Source organism: Methylocaldum szegediense (genome assembly GCF_949769195.1).
GTDB lineage: Bacteria > Pseudomonadota > Gammaproteobacteria > Methylococcales > Methylococcaceae > Methylocaldum > Methylocaldum szegediense.
Genome location: NZ_OX458333.1, coordinates 82,545 through 96,836 on the forward strand (window position 1 = coordinate 82,545; position 14,292 = coordinate 96,836).

Sequence of the window (14,292 nt, forward strand, 5' to 3'; positions counted from 1 at the left end):
GAGGATGCGCACCAGCCAGGAAATCTGCCTGGCGGGCTCGTTGTCCTCCAGGAGGACCTCGGGACGCTTGCGTTCTTCATGGCCTTCGCCCGGCTTGTGGGTGTGCGGCATGAGTTCGCTCAAGTCCTTCTCCACGTTTACGAGGAACGCCTTGAACTCCGGGGTCTGGGTGTTGGCGTCGCCCAGGAAAGGCGTCAGGGTGTTGGCGATGTAGCCTTTACGGGTCGCCCCGGTGAAACCCCAATGGATCGGAATACCGATCTGATGCACGGTCTTCCCGGCCACCTTCAGCGCCTTGATACGCTTGGTCACCATCGCTACCGCTTTGATCGAACCACGCTTGGAGCGGACCGTAACCCTCTCGCCGTTGGCGATGCCGAGCTCGCGGGCCAGTTCCTCGCCGATCTCCACGAACTGCTCCGGCTGGAGCGGGGCATTGATCTTGGAGTGCTTGGTCCAGAAATGGAAATGCTCGGTCAGACGATAGGTGGTCCCCACATAGGGAAACGCCTCGTGGTCGCCGAGCATGGCCTTGTCGTTGGCGAACACGCGCGCTGCCGGGTTGCTGATCACTTTGGCGTGCAAGGGGTTGGTGCCCAGCGGGTTTTCGAAAGGCTCATAATGCTCGGGGAACGGTCCCTCGGCCATGAGATCCCGCACGAACAGGCGAGCGACGCCCTCGTCGGTCATGATGAATGGCGACACACCGCTATTTGGCCCGGTATCGACCTTGAAATCGGGCACGTCCAGACCGGTCCATTTCGAACCGTCCCATTCGATCAGCTTGCGCTTCTCGTCCCAAGGCTTGCCCGAGGGATCACAGGAAGCTCGGTTGTACAGAATCCGCCGATTCGCCGGCCATGCCCAAGCCCACCCGGGCGCGATACCCAGCTCGGTCGGGTCGGTCGGGTCTCGCCGCACCATCTGGTTGCCTTCTTCGGTCCAGGAACCGCAGAAGATCCAGGTACCGCAAGCGGTACTGCCGTCATCCCGAAGCTGGGTAAAGCTCGACAGCTGTTGGCCGGCCTTGACAAGTACCTTGCCCGGGTCTTTCGGATCGGGAATGTCGACCAGCGCATAGCCGTTGAATTCCTTCGCCAGTTCCTCAGCCGACGGCGCCTCCGGTATCCAATAAGGCCAGTGCAGATTCAGGATCGGATCGGCGAACACGCCGCCCTCCTGCCGGTAGAGTTCGCGCACTTTCAGGAACAGCTCGGCCATGATGTCGATGTCAGTGCGACATTCGCCAGGCGGCTCGGCGCCTTTCCAGTGCCATTGCAGCCAGCGCGAGCTGTTGACCAGTGATCCTTCCTCCTCGGCGAAACAGGTCGTCGGTAGCCGAAATACTTCGGTCTGGATATCCTCCGGCTTCACGTCGTTGTACTCGCCGTGGTTTTGCCAGAACTCCGAAGTTTCCGTGGCCAAGGGGTCCATGACCACCAGGAATTTCAAGCGGGACAGAGCGGAAACGATCTTGCCCTTGTTTGGGAAGGACGCCAACGGATTGAAGCCCTGGCAGAAATAGCCCGTCATCTTGCCCTGCTCCATCAGGTCGAAAACGCGCAGGCCGTCGTAGAGCTGGTCGACTTTGGGCAGCCAATCGTAGGCGAAGTCGTTGTCCGGTGTCGCCGCCTTGCCATACCAAGCCTTCATCAGGCTGGTATGGAACTTCGGATAATTCGACCAGAAGTTGACCTGTCCGGGCCGAAGCGGCTTGGGCGTGCGCTTCGCTAAATAGGCGGCACGGGTCGTTTCGTCGTCGTGGGCGAGATTCAGATAGCCCGGCAATTGATCCGACAACAGCCCGAGATCGGTCAGACCCTGGATGTTGGAATGACCGCGCAGCGCATTGACGCCGCCACCCGGCATGCCGATATTGCCCAGGAGTAGCTGTAAGATCGCCAGGGTCCGGATGTTCTGGGCCCCGATGCTGTGCTGGGTCCAGCCGAGCGCGTAGAGACTGGTCAGGGTCCGGTTCGGCACGGCAGTCGAGGCGATCGTCTCGCACACCTTTAGGTAGACATCCTTGGGCGTCCCGGTGATATCGCAGACCACGTCCACGGTATAACGAGAGACGTGCCGCTTCAGCAGATTCAGGACACAACGGGGGTGCTGCAAGGTCTCGTCGACCTTAGCGTAGCCCTTTTCGTCCAGCTCATACTGCCAGGTGCTCTTGTCGTAGCTATGGCTTTTCTCGTCGTAGCCGGTGAAAAGCCCCTCGTTGAAGCCGAAGTCCTCGCGTACGATGAAACTGGCGTTGGTATACGCCTTGACATACTCGTGGTGTATGGCGTCGTGCTCGAACAAATAATGGATCACACCGTTGAGGAACGCGATGTCGGTTCCTACCCGGATCGGCGCGTACAAATCGGCTACCGAGGCCGTGCGGTTGAACCGCGGATCGACCACGATGAGCTTGGCCTTGTTATGGGCCTTCGCCTCAATCACCCATTTGAAGCCTACCGGATGCGCTTCGGCAGCATTGCCGCCCATCACCAGAATGACGTTCGCATTCTTGATGTCCATCCAGGTATTCGTCATGGCGCCGCGACCGAATGTCGGAGCAAGACTTGCCACCGTCGGTGCGTGTCAGACGCGTGCCTGGTTGTCGAGCGCTACGATACCAAAACTGCGGAGAACCTTATGGGTGAGATAACCGGTTTCGTTGGAGGCGGCGGAAGCAGCCAGAAATCCGACCGTCGGCCAGCGGTTGACCGTCTGCCCTTTATCGTTCTTGGCGACGAAATGACGATCCCGGTCTTCCTTCATGAGCCTCGCGATGCGGTCCAGCGCAAAATCCCAAGTAACCCGTTTCCATTCCCGGGCGCCCGGCGCGCGGTATTCCGGAAAGGTGACGCGAGTTTCGCTATGAACGAAACCGAGCAGGCCGGCGCCTTTGGGACACAGGCTGCCGCGGCTCACCGGATGGTCCGGATCACCCTCGATATGGATGATTTCGGACTTGGCATTTTTCGCCTTGTCGCCGAGGCTGTACAGAATGATGCCGCAGGCTACCGAACAATACGGGCAGGTATTGCGGGTTTCCGTGGTGCGCGTCAGCTTGAACGTGCGCACTTCCGCCAGCGCTTCCCTCGGGGAAAAACCCAAGGCCGTGAGCGTGGACCCTCCTAGCGTTGCGGCACTCAGCTTAAAAAACTGGCGCCGAGTGACTTGCATGATGTCGTACCTCCTGGCGAACAAAAACTAAGTTGGAAGGTAGGAAATTTAACCCTAATGTTGGCACGGATTGATTACACCCTCAACACCCAGTGTTGAGAGGAAATAAACTGTCCGGAGTTGTAGCACGTCATCTGCCCGGTTTCATGAGAACCCGAGGAAGGGAGGAGTGAAACAGACGGAATGGCTGCAGGAGACCGTGAGAATGAGGTTTTTGGAAGCGTATGACGGTTGGCGAGCGCGGCGTACTGGTTTAGGCCTTTGGCGGTAGACGTCTGAGCGCCTTTGACCGCCCCGTCCCATTGATAGGCGTCGTTGCTCCAGGTGAGCCCGGTGATGGCCCGGACCTGATATCCGTTTTAGGCGCTTCATCCCAGGAATTGATGCGGCATCCAGGGCCGAGAGAATCAACAGCCTGCTAAGAGCTACTCCTCGGCCTAACCTGTCACAGAATGAGCGGATTCCACTATGGCTATTGGTTTGTTAGCTGTCAAGTCCCGCACGATCGTAAACCTTCTTTCGAAAAAGATGAGGATGGGACAGTTGCCAGTTTTTGAGAGCCTGGATCGGGGTGAGATGGCCTAAGACCTTTTGGGGAATGTGATGATTGTACAGCTCGACATAGCGGTGCAGGGTGGTGTCCAGATCGGCGGTTGAATCGAAGTGATGGGTTTGCAACACCTCCTCGATGCGGCCATTGAAGCGTTCCACCAGGCCATTCGTTTGGGGCCGGCCCGGCGGAATCAGGCGATGTTCGATGCCTTGTTCAGTACAGAGGCGGTCAAACTCATGCGTCCCCGAGGGCTGCCGAGTTCGGGTCAGGAAACGGTCGGTAAACTCCGAGCCGTTGTCGGTCAGGCATTTCTGGATGCGGAAAGGCGCGGCCTGAATCACCGCTTTGAGGAAGTCCTTTGCGCTTAAGGCGGAGCGGTTGGGCTTGAGGGCGACATAGACCCAGCGGGTGGCGCGGTCGATGGCGACGAACAGGTATCGGCGGGGTTCGCCGTCGATGGCGGGCAAGTACTTAACATCCAGGTGAAGGAAGCCGGGCTCATAGGCCTTGAAGGGTTTGACCTTCGCCTTCTCTGTAGGCGGAAGCAGGGTCTTGAGGGACGCCACCCCGTGGCGGCGCAGGCAGCGGTCTAGCCCGGAACGGGACACGGCGGGATTGAGAAATTCCCGGGTCACGGCCAGGAGATCATCCAAGGGGAGGAGCAGAGCTTGGCGGAGGTAGACCACGATGGCTTCCTGGGCGGGCGTGAGCGTGGTTCTGAGGGTGTGGGGCCGGTGTGAGGCATCTTCGACCGAGGAGCGGTGTTTCCACTTGCGGACGGTCGTTCGGCTAATGCCATGCTTTTGGGCCAAGGCGCGCTCGCTCAACGTGGACGCTTGAATGGCCTGCCGAACGGCCGGGGTGGTACGGGCGTTCTTATGAAGACGAATCTGCATGGAGAGAAACCTCACTTGGACGAACCGAATATCTCCTGGAGAAGGCTCCGGGCTTCGAACAGAGCATAACTCCTTCTGGGTAAATAATCACACGAGACGCGACAAATAATCACAAATACTTCGAATAGCCAATTCGAGGTTATACGCATCACTGGCCGGTCTTATACACCGGGGACAGGTATCTAGTACAAAGTTTGCGGATCAAACCATTCGTATGGCCGGTTATGACCTTAAGACAATCGAATCCCAAGTCGACTTTGCATCTAAGCTCTTATCTCTTGCCTTCAAGATAGGGGTTCTGCTTGGAGGAGCGTGTCTTCTCTTCTACTGCTACCGACTCGACTACTTTCCCGTCGGCCTCTCCGTCGGTGATTGTCAACGCCGACTGAAAAGTGACCCCTTTTGAGGGTTTATCGCCGAAGTAAAATTGACCCCTTGAGGCCCAAAAGTTATTCGACGGCCGCTGTCTGCGGCGGGGTTGTTCCTGCCTTGCGCTTGTCCTTCAATCGGTAACTGTCGCCGGTGATTTGCACGATGTGGGCGTGATGCAGGAGCCGATCCAGCATCGCGGCCGTCAGGGTCTGATCATCGGCAAAGGTGCCCGCCCACTGGGTGAACGGCAGGTTGCTGGTGAGAATCAGGCTGCCGCGCTCGTAGCGCTTGGCGACGACGTTGAAGAAGAGATTCGCTTCGTCACGTCCGAGCGGCAGATAGCCGATCTCATCGATGACCAACAGCCTGGGCGCCATCACGACCCGGTTGAAGTACTCCTTGAGACGCTCCTGGCGGTGTGCGGCGGTGAGTTGCAACATCAGATCGGCGGCGGTGACGAAGCGTGTCTTGAGGCCGGCCATCACCGCGCGGTAGGCCAAGGCGATCGCCAGATGGGTTTTACCAACCCCGCTGGGGCCGAGCAGGACGATGTTCTCGGTGCGCTCGATAAAGCTCAAACCCGCCAGTTCCTGGAGCTGGGCCCGGGGCGCTCCCAAGGAGAAAGCAAAGTCGTACTGCTCCAAAGTCTTCACGACCGGCAAGGTGGCCATCTTGAGCAAGGTCTGCCGGGTGCGTTCGGCGCGGGCCTTGGCCTCGGCGATGAGCAGTTTCTCGAGGAAGTCGGCAAAGCTCTCCTCGCGATCGGCGGCCTGCTGGGCCAGGTGGGGCCAGTCCGACCCGATCCGCTCGAGCTTCAGGCTTTGGCTGAGTTCGGTAATCCGGGCGTGCTGCAGATTCATGCCGTCACCTCCAGCAACTGGTCGTACACCGACAGGGGATGTTGCAGGCTGTCATGGGGCAAGACGCGGCCAACGTGCCGCTGGGGTGCCGGCAAGCCTTGGGGTGCCTGAACCGGCAACGGCCGCAGGGCGAGGCGCTCTTCGGCCAATCGCACCGCGGGCTGTACGCCGGTGGTGCCGTGCACCCGTTGATGCGCCACCTGATCGAGCCAGGGGCCGATCTGGGCATTGGCGGTCTCGACATCGAGTGTCAAGCCGGCGCTCTTGAGCGTGGCCGCCAGTGGCGTGATGAAGCTGGCTTTCAGGTATCCGTTGAAGCGCTCCACCTTGCCCTTGGTTTGGGCCCGGTACGGCCGGCAGACCTTGGGCCGGAAGCCATACGCCCCGGCCAGCGCGTACAGGGCCGGGTGCCAGCGGTGCCGGCCTTCACCGTAGGCGTCCCGTTCGGTGATGATGGCGCCGGCATTGTCGAACAGCACCTCTTCGGGCACCCCGCCGAAGTAGTGGAGGGCCTCGCGCAGCCCCGTCAACCAGGCCGCGCTGTCCTCGCGGTCGGAAAAGCGCACGAACGTGGCGCGACTGAACCCCAGCGTGGCCACGAAGGCTTTGAGCGGATCGCGCCCCCGCCGGATCGTCGTGAAATCGGCCTGCATCTGGCGGCCCGGTGGGGTTTCAAAGCGGACCACCGGTTCTTCCGGTCGCCGTTTGAAGGGGGCGAGATACGCCTTGAGCTGGCTGATGCCGCCTGCATAGCCCCGTTCACGAAGCTCTCGCAGCAGCACCGTGGCCGGAATCCAATGCGGACGTGCCGCCTCGATGCGTTGCTGCAGATAGGCTTTGAAGGGATCCAACTTGCAGGGGCGGGGCGCCCGCAGCCGGTACCGGGGCAACGCGCTTTCGCTGCGCAGGTACTTGCGTACCGTGTTGCGCGAGACGCCCAGCTCCCGCGCGATGGCTTTGATGCCATGGCCCTGTCGGGCCAATACTTTGATCTCCACTGACTGCTCCTGAGTCAACATTTCCGCGGCTCAAAAAAGCCGCCATTTTCCCCCAAGGGGTCAAATTTACTTCGGTGTCAGGGGTCATTTTTACATCGGCGGTGACAGGTGATGCCTTACTGCTAATTCTGTTGGCCACGAGCTTTGGCATCGTATATGGGCTGTTTGTCATTAGTCTCACAGCCCTAGGTTTGTGGCTAACCCAGTCTTGCGCCCCATTCAGAAGTTTGTGTTTTCCATACGTCAACGGTTTTCGAAACGCAGGCTAAACGAACCACTAGAACTTGTACGTCCAGATTTAAATGCTGTCATATTCGGCGTGTTTGGCTTGGTATTCATTGACGCGATATCTCAAGTGGAGCCATCAGCTATCTGGACCTTACCTGCGATTTCGTTTCTTCTTGGGTTTTGGTTGCGGTCTATCAGAAGGCTTCGTCAACACTTCGTGAGGTACTAATAGCGGAAACTGCAGCCGTTCTCCCACCTGCGAATGACTCGCGGGCATCACATCTCGATAAGGTGCGCCCGAAAACAGCTCATGCTCTTTCGCTAATCGCCATCTTCGTCATACCTTTAGTTGCGGGAGGGGTGTCTGGAGTGTTGCTGGAAGGAGCGATGCGTTTTGCCAACATCAAGAAAGGCCCGTCCTATGTAATGCTTCACGCGCCTTATAGCACCTTTATTCCTTCCCGTTTTCAGGCAAAGCAGTCGCCTCAGGCTCCCGACTACACTACATTTGGAGGTATTGATGTCATGTTTTCAGGCATCGGGCAGAAGTCCGTCATTGAGTTTAAGGACGGCAGGAGGGCTCGGCGTCTGGAGATTCCAAATGAAAGCATTCTCATCGTGCCCCGCTAACTCGTCTCCCCCCAGACGCTGTGTGATAAGGCCGAGCAGAGCCGGTGAATTCAGATGTTAGCCGCTATGGTACCTCGCATCCAAGCTAGCCAGTGTTGTTGCCGCTGCCTACGTCTCGGTCGCTGTAGGATGCATGCTCCTTCACTTTCTTAACACCGGGGACCTTGGCACTCTCGGGTACAGCATCATGCTTCCCGCCACGCAAGCCGCAATTTTCTTCCTGATTAGCGATGAACGTCAGCCAAGCGAAGTCGCCACTCGGCTCGGGGTTGAGTCAACATCGCAGCACGGGCCAGCCGTCGAAGCAGAATTTTGAGATCGAAACGCCGATTGAAACATATTGGAACTCGGCCAGATATCGCTTGGCATATTTCCTAAATTTGATCGCATGATAGGTGCCGGAAAGGGCGGTCTTCAGGTTGCTCAACAGCGTGTTGACCCAACGAAACGCCGGATGTTGGGCCGATGGCCGCCCAGAGCCCAGAATCAGGCGTTGATGCCCCGCGATGACCTGGTGCACGCTCCGAAACCCGCTCAGGCCATCGGTGAGGGCGTAGGTCGACGGGGCCAAGGCGCGTTGGGCCCAGTCCGCGATCGCCTGCTGGGTGAACGGCAGGGGATCAAGGCGCACAAACCATGGGTGACCGTCGTCCGTGGTTTGTACCGCCATCACAAAGCTGACTTTGTTTTCGCAACCCCGTCCGCGTTTCCCGGACCGTTCACCGCCCAGGTAAGCATCGTCAATCTCGACCCGCCCGGTCAATTGTCGATCCGCTTCCTGCTCCGCCATCACCTGGATCAGCTTATGTTTCACCAGCCAGGCGGTGCGATAACACACTCCGAGATGACGCATCAATTCCAGTGCTGAGACATTGTTCTTGGCCTGGGTCAGGAGATACATCGCCAGAAACCAGGTAGAGAGCGGCAGCTTGGTCGCTTCGAAGATCGTCCCAGCGGTCAGCGTCGTTTGCTTTCGGCAGTGCCCGCATTGCCAGTATTTTCGCCCGCTCCGTTCGAACACCGTGTGGTGCGCGCCACCACAGGCTGGGCAGCGGAAATCCTCCGGCCAGCGTAGGGCTTCCAGTGCCGCTTCGCATTGCTCTTCACGGCCGTATTGGGCCAGAAACTCGGCCAACGACAACCCCTTTTGAAATTGCACTCGGTTCATCGGCATGGGACACCTCTTTTGTGATCGATGCCCCTAGTCTAAGCCCCCTAGTGGCTCACAGCGTGAGCCGATACTGAACTTCATCGCTAATCAGGATTTTCTTTGGCCGCCTGGTCTCATGGGGTATTTGGTATCGTTTTGCCTAGGCGTGGTAGTTAGGCTTGGCCGCTGTTTGCGTCCAACTCATTCGCTTCGGTAGCTGGTTCATTGGCCGCTTGAGTGTCGGTACCGTGTCCGTGGTTTTCTGGGGCATCGCCTTTCTGCTCTTGGCCCTCTTGCTTCTGTTGCTCTCCAAGGCCACGTGCCAATAATGCACTCAATTTTGCGGTCAGTCGCTGTGGGTAGGCTAATCTCATATCCGAGGCTCTCGGCAAGTTTGAAGAAAATGGCCGCTGTGGATGCTGCTTGGAATCAGATAGCGGGAAAGGGTCATCCATCTGACAACGCCGTCGTGGCGAGGTTACTTCATAAATCTCCCGACGTGGCCCCACTTCGTGTTGCCATCGAGCGTCACGGGTACGAGTTTAGCGGCTTAAGCGTGGAGAAGGTTTGGGTGACTTCCGTGAATGGTTTACGGCTGCCGTATGACGCCATCCTATGGTTGGTTGTCGAGCAAAAAAATAGTGTCATTCAACCATGCGTTCCAAGCGACGGCCCCTATCCTGCGGCCTCGGGAAGTGCCTGAGCGCGGACGTTAGCACCCTCACCATGTATCGCATCGTAGCAAACATTATTTTTCTAATCGGGCTGTTTCCGTGGGCTTTTATTTTCATGTTCAGCTTCATGTTGTTCGACGCACCGGGCTCAGAAGCTAGCGCGTTGACTCGCGGCTTGTTCTATTCCATCGCTGCTTACCCGGTACTTGTCATTGTTGGCTTCTTCGGCAGCAACGGCTTCTGGCGACTCAATGAGGCGTATCGTCGGCGCGGGCGCTTGGCTTTCCTGCCATTGCTCAGTCCGATTTGCGCTACATTTTTCCTGATAGCGATCGAGATATTTTGCGGTGGCCAGTTTGTGTGCCACTTTTAAGGGCATCAGCGAGGATGTACCCGTGCGGACTGTAGCAATTCATTCAGGTTGAACCCGCTTTGTGGGGCGGATTGACTTAGGCATGGAGCTAGAAACCGGTGCCTGGTGGATAGTAATGAAAAACCACAATACTCAGTAAGGCGCCTTTGCGAGGTCCATAACCTGGTTTCTGAACACTCGCAACAGCGCTTTGTTGCTCCATTTGCAAACCTATTTCGGGCGAACTTTTCGTTGGAGAACGTGCGTCATCTAGGTGTGCAATGAGCCATGCGTAAATTTGATAATAGGTCTGAGTTTATGTGTCCATGCTAACGCGGTGCGCAACTCGTAAACGTTAGGCTGTTAAATCACTCATGGACGTGTATATGCAGTGGCAGGCTATCCTTCAATCGAAAGGAAGAGCGTGATCATTCCTGATGTAAAAACCGTGTTTCGTGAGACTGATAGATAGCGCCATTAGCAGGAAACGTAGTGGCCTAAATCCATTTGTCGAGGGGAAACGCCTACGCGAGGAAAGGTAAAGAAATTAAAACTGTTTTAGCCTTTAGACTCCTATAGATGTCACAACGGGAACGATAATATGAAAGAAGTGCATGAGTGGTGCAAAAACAAAGTCGAGAAAATAAACGCACTGGTGGAGAATTTCTACAACCAGAGGCCCGATAGGGAGCAACGCCCCCCAAAGCTTGATGCCAACCGCCTGATCCTCCTAGATGGCAGAATAGCCTCGGATCTCAGCACTCTCAGATACGTCACGCGCAAGCGCAAGAATGTGCTGAAGGAATTAGCGGGCATTGTTGGCAACGAGCGTACTCCGGACAATGCTTTTTTTGGGCCAGCTCCTCACCTGTCTCTTGGGGATCCGGCGGGAATGGCATCCGCGGCTGGGCTATTCGCAGACCTCGGCAGTGCCCTTATCACGGTTTTCAAGGGGGCTCGCGCTGAGATGAAGCTCGTCAATAGTCTCAATCAAAACACGCAGGCTCGTGAGGAATACAAGCAGAAGATATTGCGGAACTACGGGGAGTTGGTGCTACTCCTGCGCCATGTAATTCGGCGCGGCGCAGAGAACGAGAGAGTTGCCAATATATTTTGGAAGGAAGGACTGAACACCCTGATCCTAGAGAACTGTTGGACTACGGTGATAAACAATCAGTGGCTGGTGCTGGCGGGATAGGGCGCTCGAAAAGAATACACAAATAAGGTTTATGCGGAACGTCTGCAGCTAAACAAAAACGATGGAAACACACGCTGAATTGTCGAGCTGCCGGACGTACCGCTATGCGCTCTGGCGTACATGGGACAAGAGCAAGGAAAAGGTCATGTTTATCGGCCTGAATCCATCTACGGCCGACGAAGTGGAAGACGATAGAACGATCACTCGCTGTATCAGCTATGCCAAGCAATGGGGTTATGGCGGAATCATAGTGGCTAATCTTTTTGCCTACCGGACTCCAAGCCCTGCCGAAATGATGGCAAGCACGGATCCAGTCGGTCCTGAAAACGACCGCTGGTTAGGAGACCTGGCGCACCAAGCGTCCTTGATCGTTGCCATGTGGGGAAACTCAGGGACGTTTCGAAACCGGGCTTATGAAGTTGTCAAAATGTTTCCTGAGCTAAGGTGTTTACGCGTAACCGGAGCGGGTCAACCGCACCACACAAGAGGTCTTCCGAATGGTCTGCTTCCGATCCCGTACCGTTGCTAACACTTCGCTCCAGCCGACATCAGGTCGCGATGCGGTCTTCATCAGCTGAGCTTGGCGTTGGAGAGCGCTATGGATGATAGCCAATACGTCGAGTGCGGCATCCATGGCAGACGGGTTGCCACGTATGTTTGCCAGCACATTGTTCAAACGCTAAGGGATGGCCAGCCCCGCGGATTCTGGTCTGCTGAAGCTGAAGCGGGTGAGTTATACCCTGATTCATGGTGTAGCGAGTGTGAAGCGATGCTGCAGGAGGCCGGCGAGTGGAATGACGAGACAGAAGCAAAGGCAGGGGTTACGCTCATTTGCAGTGCTTGTTACGAGTGAGCAAAAGCTCTAAACGAGGGCGGCGCAAGTACTCTCTAACATTCGGTTCCAAGCAACTCGCAAAAGCGGCGCGGGTTCCATATTTCGGTTAGGCCTTCTGTGCGCCGCTTTTTCGGTCGCCTGAACCGAGCGTTAGGCGCCAAGGAGACATCATGACAGTCAAGCGTATGGACAACGTCGGCATCGTGGTAGAAGACATCGATGCTGCCATTGAGTTCTTCACCGAACTCGGCCTTGCCCTCGAAGGCCGCATGCCGATCGAAGGCGAATGGGCCGGCCGTGTCACCGGACTACGTGATCAGCGCGTCGAGATCGCCATGATGCGCACCCCCGACGGCCACGGTCGCCTCGAGCTCTCGCGCTTCGACGCCCCCGCCATTGCGTCCGATCACCGCGCAGCCCCCGTGAACTCGTTGGGATACCTGCGCGTCATGTTCACTGTCGAGGACATCGACGACACCCTCGCCCGGCTCAGCAAGTTCGGTGCGAAGGTGGTCGATGAAGTCGTCAATTACGAAGACATCTACCGGCTCTGCTACATCCACGGCCCCGAAGGAATTCTCATCGGGCTCGCCCAACAGCTCAGGCAGCAGACATCCCGAGAGAATCCCATGGAACGTCGTTGAGTTCCTAGGGCGCAATGACGTACTCGCGTATTGCGCCGCATGAGTCTTAAGCTCGCTTGCCCGAGGCCCCGTCGGCGTCCGGCCCATTGGCCGAAGTCAACGAACAATCACTGCGTTCGACTTAGCAATGAAACGTCGAATGAGGCCAATCCGCCACGCGTTGGACATAGCCATGTTTCACCGGGTTGATGTGGCAATCATCCACGTGTGTTGCATCATCCTCTTCATCGCGAATTGCGTGTTCCCAAAATCAACGTTGCCAAATGCCGCGTTCGCCACGTGCGATGCGTACCTTCGAATGCCGTTCCGTTGGCAGCAAGCCTTTACAGAAACCTTGTTTGATTAACCGCCATCGATTGGTGAAATCGTCATCGCCGGGTGGGAGCGTCCATACGGCGTGCAGGTGATCCGGTAAAACGACCCAAGCGTCGATGTGAAATGGCCGTTGGGTTCGAACGTGCCGTCCCACCGTTCGAAGTAAGTCGATCCGCCTGATAAGCAAGTCACTCGGGTAACGTTCGCGCAGATTAACGGTGAAGAAATAGGTGCCACCGGATACGCGATAACGTCGATAGTCGGGTATTGCGATATCAATCTCTAGGCGACAATGGAGCAGCGATACGCCGGGAAATACGGACATTAGTGGAACGAGGGAATGCGGCGTAATACGCGAGTACGGTATTGCGCCCTACGTGTCAAGTCCCGCAAGATCGTAAACCTTCTTTCGAAAAAGATGAGGATGGGACAGTTGCCAGTTTTTGAGAGCCTGGATCGGGGTGAGATGGCCTAAGGCCTTTTGGGGAATGTGATGATTGTACAGCTCGACATAGCGGTGCAGGGTGGTGTCCAGATCGGCGGTTGAATCGAAGTGATGGGTTTGCAACACCTCCTCGATGCGGCCATTGAAGCGTTCCACCAGGCCATTCGTTTGGGGCCGGCCCGGCGGAATCAGGCGATGTTCGATGCCTTGTTCAGTACAGAGGCGGTCAAACTCATGCGTCCCCGAGGGCTGCCGAGTTCGGGTCAGGAAACGGTCGGTAAACTCCGAGCCGTTGTCGGTCAGGCATTTCTGGATGCGGAAAGGCGCGGCCTGAATCACCGCTTTGAGGAAGTCCTTTGCGCTTAAGGCGGAGCGGTTGGGCTTGAGGGCGACATAGACCCAGCGGGTGGCGCGGTCGATGGCGACGAACAGGTATCGGCGGGGTTCGCCGTCGATGGCGGGCAAGTACTTAACATCCAGGTGAAGGAAGCCGGGCTCATAGGCCTTGAAGGGTTTGACCTTCGCCTTCTCTGTAGGCGGAAGCAGGGTCTTGAGGGACGCCACCCCGTGGCGGCGCAGGCAGCGGTCTAGCCCGGAACGGGACACGGCGGGATTGAGAAATTCCCGGGTCACGGCCAGGAGATCATCCAAGGGGAGGAGCAGAGCTTGGCGGAGGTAGACCACGATGGCTTCCTGGGCGGGCGTGAGCGTGGTTCTGAGGGTGTGGGGCCGGTGTGAGGCATCTTCGACCGAGGAGCGGTGTTTCCACTTGCGGACGGTCGTTCGGCTAATGCCATGCTTTTGGGCCAAGGCGCGCTCGCTCAACGTGGACGCTTGAATGGCCTGCCGAACGGCCGGGGTGGTACGGGCGTTCTTATGAAGACGAATCTGCATGGAGAGAAACCTCACTTGGACGAACCGAATATCTCCTGGAGAAGGCTCCGGGCTTCGAACAGAGCATAACT

Annotated in this window: 10 protein-coding genes and 3 pseudogenes; 5 read left to right on the plus strand and 8 right to left on the minus strand. The window is 57.2% G+C overall.

The genetic code is table 11. The features are described 5' to 3' along the window. Positions 1–126 precede the first annotated feature (126 nt). The 4 genes and pseudogenes from fdnG to istA form a co-directional block, all read right to left on the minus strand. Positions 127–3,177 (minus strand): annotated as a pseudogene (gene fdnG, locus QEN43_RS00420) (formate dehydrogenase-N subunit alpha); the annotation flags it as partial. A 483-nt stretch (positions 3,178–3,660) separates the two neighbouring features. Beyond that, positions 3,661–4,626: an IS481 family transposase gene (locus QEN43_RS00425; RefSeq protein ID WP_317963602.1), complete on the minus strand. Its 966-nt coding sequence runs from the start codon at positions 4,624–4,626 to the stop codon at positions 3,661–3,663. 449 nt (positions 4,627–5,075) lie between these two features. Further along, positions 5,076–5,858, minus strand: a complete 783-nt coding sequence (istB, locus tag QEN43_RS00430; protein ID WP_026609733.1) for an IS21-like element helper ATPase IstB — start codon at positions 5,856–5,858, stop codon at positions 5,076–5,078. After that, entirely contained in the window at positions 5,855–6,877 is a 1,023-nt protein-coding gene (gene istA, locus QEN43_RS00435) for an IS21 family transposase (RefSeq protein ID WP_026609734.1), read from the minus strand. The genes istB and istA overlap by 4 nt, the downstream gene beginning before the upstream one ends. A 594-nt stretch (positions 6,878–7,471) precedes the next feature. Between istA and QEN43_RS00440 the strand changes: the two genes are divergently transcribed. Further along, on the plus strand, positions 7,472–7,714 hold the full coding sequence (locus QEN43_RS00440) for a hypothetical protein (RefSeq protein ID WP_317963603.1): 243 nt from the start codon (positions 7,472–7,474) through the stop codon (positions 7,712–7,714). 224 nt (positions 7,715–7,938) lie between these two features. On the opposite strand, the pseudogene QEN43_RS00445 reads toward QEN43_RS00440, so the two are convergent. Together QEN43_RS00445 and QEN43_RS00450 are read right to left on the minus strand one after the other, a co-directional pair. Next, positions 7,939–8,888 (minus strand): annotated as a pseudogene (locus QEN43_RS00445) (IS1595-like element ISMsz1 family transposase). 149 nt (positions 8,889–9,037) lie between these two features. Next, the gene (locus tag QEN43_RS00450) at positions 9,038–9,238 is read right to left on the minus strand and encodes a hypothetical protein (protein WP_026610362.1); all 201 of its coding nucleotides are present in this window, start codon (positions 9,236–9,238) and stop codon (positions 9,038–9,040) included. A gap of 352 nt (positions 9,239–9,590) precedes the next feature. Here QEN43_RS00450 and QEN43_RS00455 point away from each other — a divergent pair, with 352 nt between their 5' ends. The 4 genes from QEN43_RS00455 to QEN43_RS00465 all read left to right on the plus strand — a co-directional run bounded on the left by QEN43_RS00455 (position 9,591) and on the right by QEN43_RS00465 (position 12,567). After that, on the plus strand, positions 9,591–9,911 hold the full coding sequence (locus tag QEN43_RS00455) for a hypothetical protein (protein ID WP_156912763.1): 321 nt from the start codon (positions 9,591–9,593) through the stop codon (positions 9,909–9,911). A gap of 580 nt (positions 9,912–10,491) precedes the next feature. Further along, positions 10,492–11,088 (plus strand): hypothetical protein, encoded by a 597-nt coding sequence (locus tag QEN43_RS00460; protein WP_026610364.1) that lies wholly within the window; start codon positions 10,492–10,494, stop codon positions 11,086–11,088. 61 nt (positions 11,089–11,149) lie between these two features. Next, the gene (locus tag QEN43_RS21590; RefSeq protein WP_026610365.1) at positions 11,150–11,617 is read left to right on the plus strand and encodes a DUF1643 domain-containing protein; all 468 of its coding nucleotides are present in this window, start codon (positions 11,150–11,152) and stop codon (positions 11,615–11,617) included. 476 nt (positions 11,618–12,093) lie between these two features. Next, the gene (locus QEN43_RS00465) at positions 12,094–12,567 is read left to right on the plus strand and encodes a VOC family protein (protein WP_026610367.1); all 474 of its coding nucleotides are present in this window, start codon (positions 12,094–12,096) and stop codon (positions 12,565–12,567) included. Positions 12,568–12,688: 121 nt separating this feature from the next. On the opposite strand, the pseudogene QEN43_RS21595 reads toward QEN43_RS00465, so the two are convergent. Both QEN43_RS21595 and QEN43_RS00470 read right to left on the minus strand, forming a co-directional pair. Then, positions 12,689–13,150, minus strand: a pseudogene (locus QEN43_RS21595) (REP-associated tyrosine transposase). A gap of 105 nt (positions 13,151–13,255) precedes the next feature. After that, positions 13,256–14,221: an IS481 family transposase gene (locus QEN43_RS00470; protein WP_317963439.1), complete on the minus strand. Its 966-nt coding sequence runs from the start codon at positions 14,219–14,221 to the stop codon at positions 13,256–13,258. Positions 14,222–14,292 lie beyond the last annotated feature (71 nt).

Bases quoted from the DNA above. Each gene is read 5' to 3' on its own strand.
- istA (WP_026609734.1), bottom strand. From the start codon at position 6,877: ATGTTGACTCAGGAGCAGTCAGTGGAGATCAAAGTATTGGCCCGACAG.
- QEN43_RS21590 (WP_026610365.1), top strand. From the start codon at position 11,150: ATGGAAACACACGCTGAATTGTCGAGCTGCCGGACGTACCGCTATGCG.
- QEN43_RS00450 (WP_026610362.1), bottom strand. From the start codon at position 9,238: ATGAGATTAGCCTACCCACAGCGACTGACCGCAAAATTGAGTGCATTA.
- istB (WP_026609733.1), bottom strand. From the start codon at position 5,858: ATGAATCTGCAGCACGCCCGGATTACCGAACTCAGCCAAAGCCTGAAG.
- QEN43_RS00460 (WP_026610364.1), top strand. From the start codon at position 10,492: ATGAAAGAAGTGCATGAGTGGTGCAAAAACAAAGTCGAGAAAATAAAC.
- QEN43_RS00425 (WP_317963602.1), bottom strand. From the start codon at position 4,626: ATGCAGATTCGTCTTCATAAGAACGCCCGTACCACCCCGGCCGTTCGG.
- QEN43_RS00465 (WP_026610367.1), top strand. From the start codon at position 12,094: ATGACAGTCAAGCGTATGGACAACGTCGGCATCGTGGTAGAAGACATC.
- QEN43_RS00455 (WP_156912763.1), top strand. From the start codon at position 9,591: ATGTATCGCATCGTAGCAAACATTATTTTTCTAATCGGGCTGTTTCCG.
- QEN43_RS00440 (WP_317963603.1), top strand. From the start codon at position 7,472: ATGCGTTTTGCCAACATCAAGAAAGGCCCGTCCTATGTAATGCTTCAC.
- QEN43_RS00470 (WP_317963439.1), bottom strand. From the start codon at position 14,221: ATGCAGATTCGTCTTCATAAGAACGCCCGTACCACCCCGGCCGTTCGG.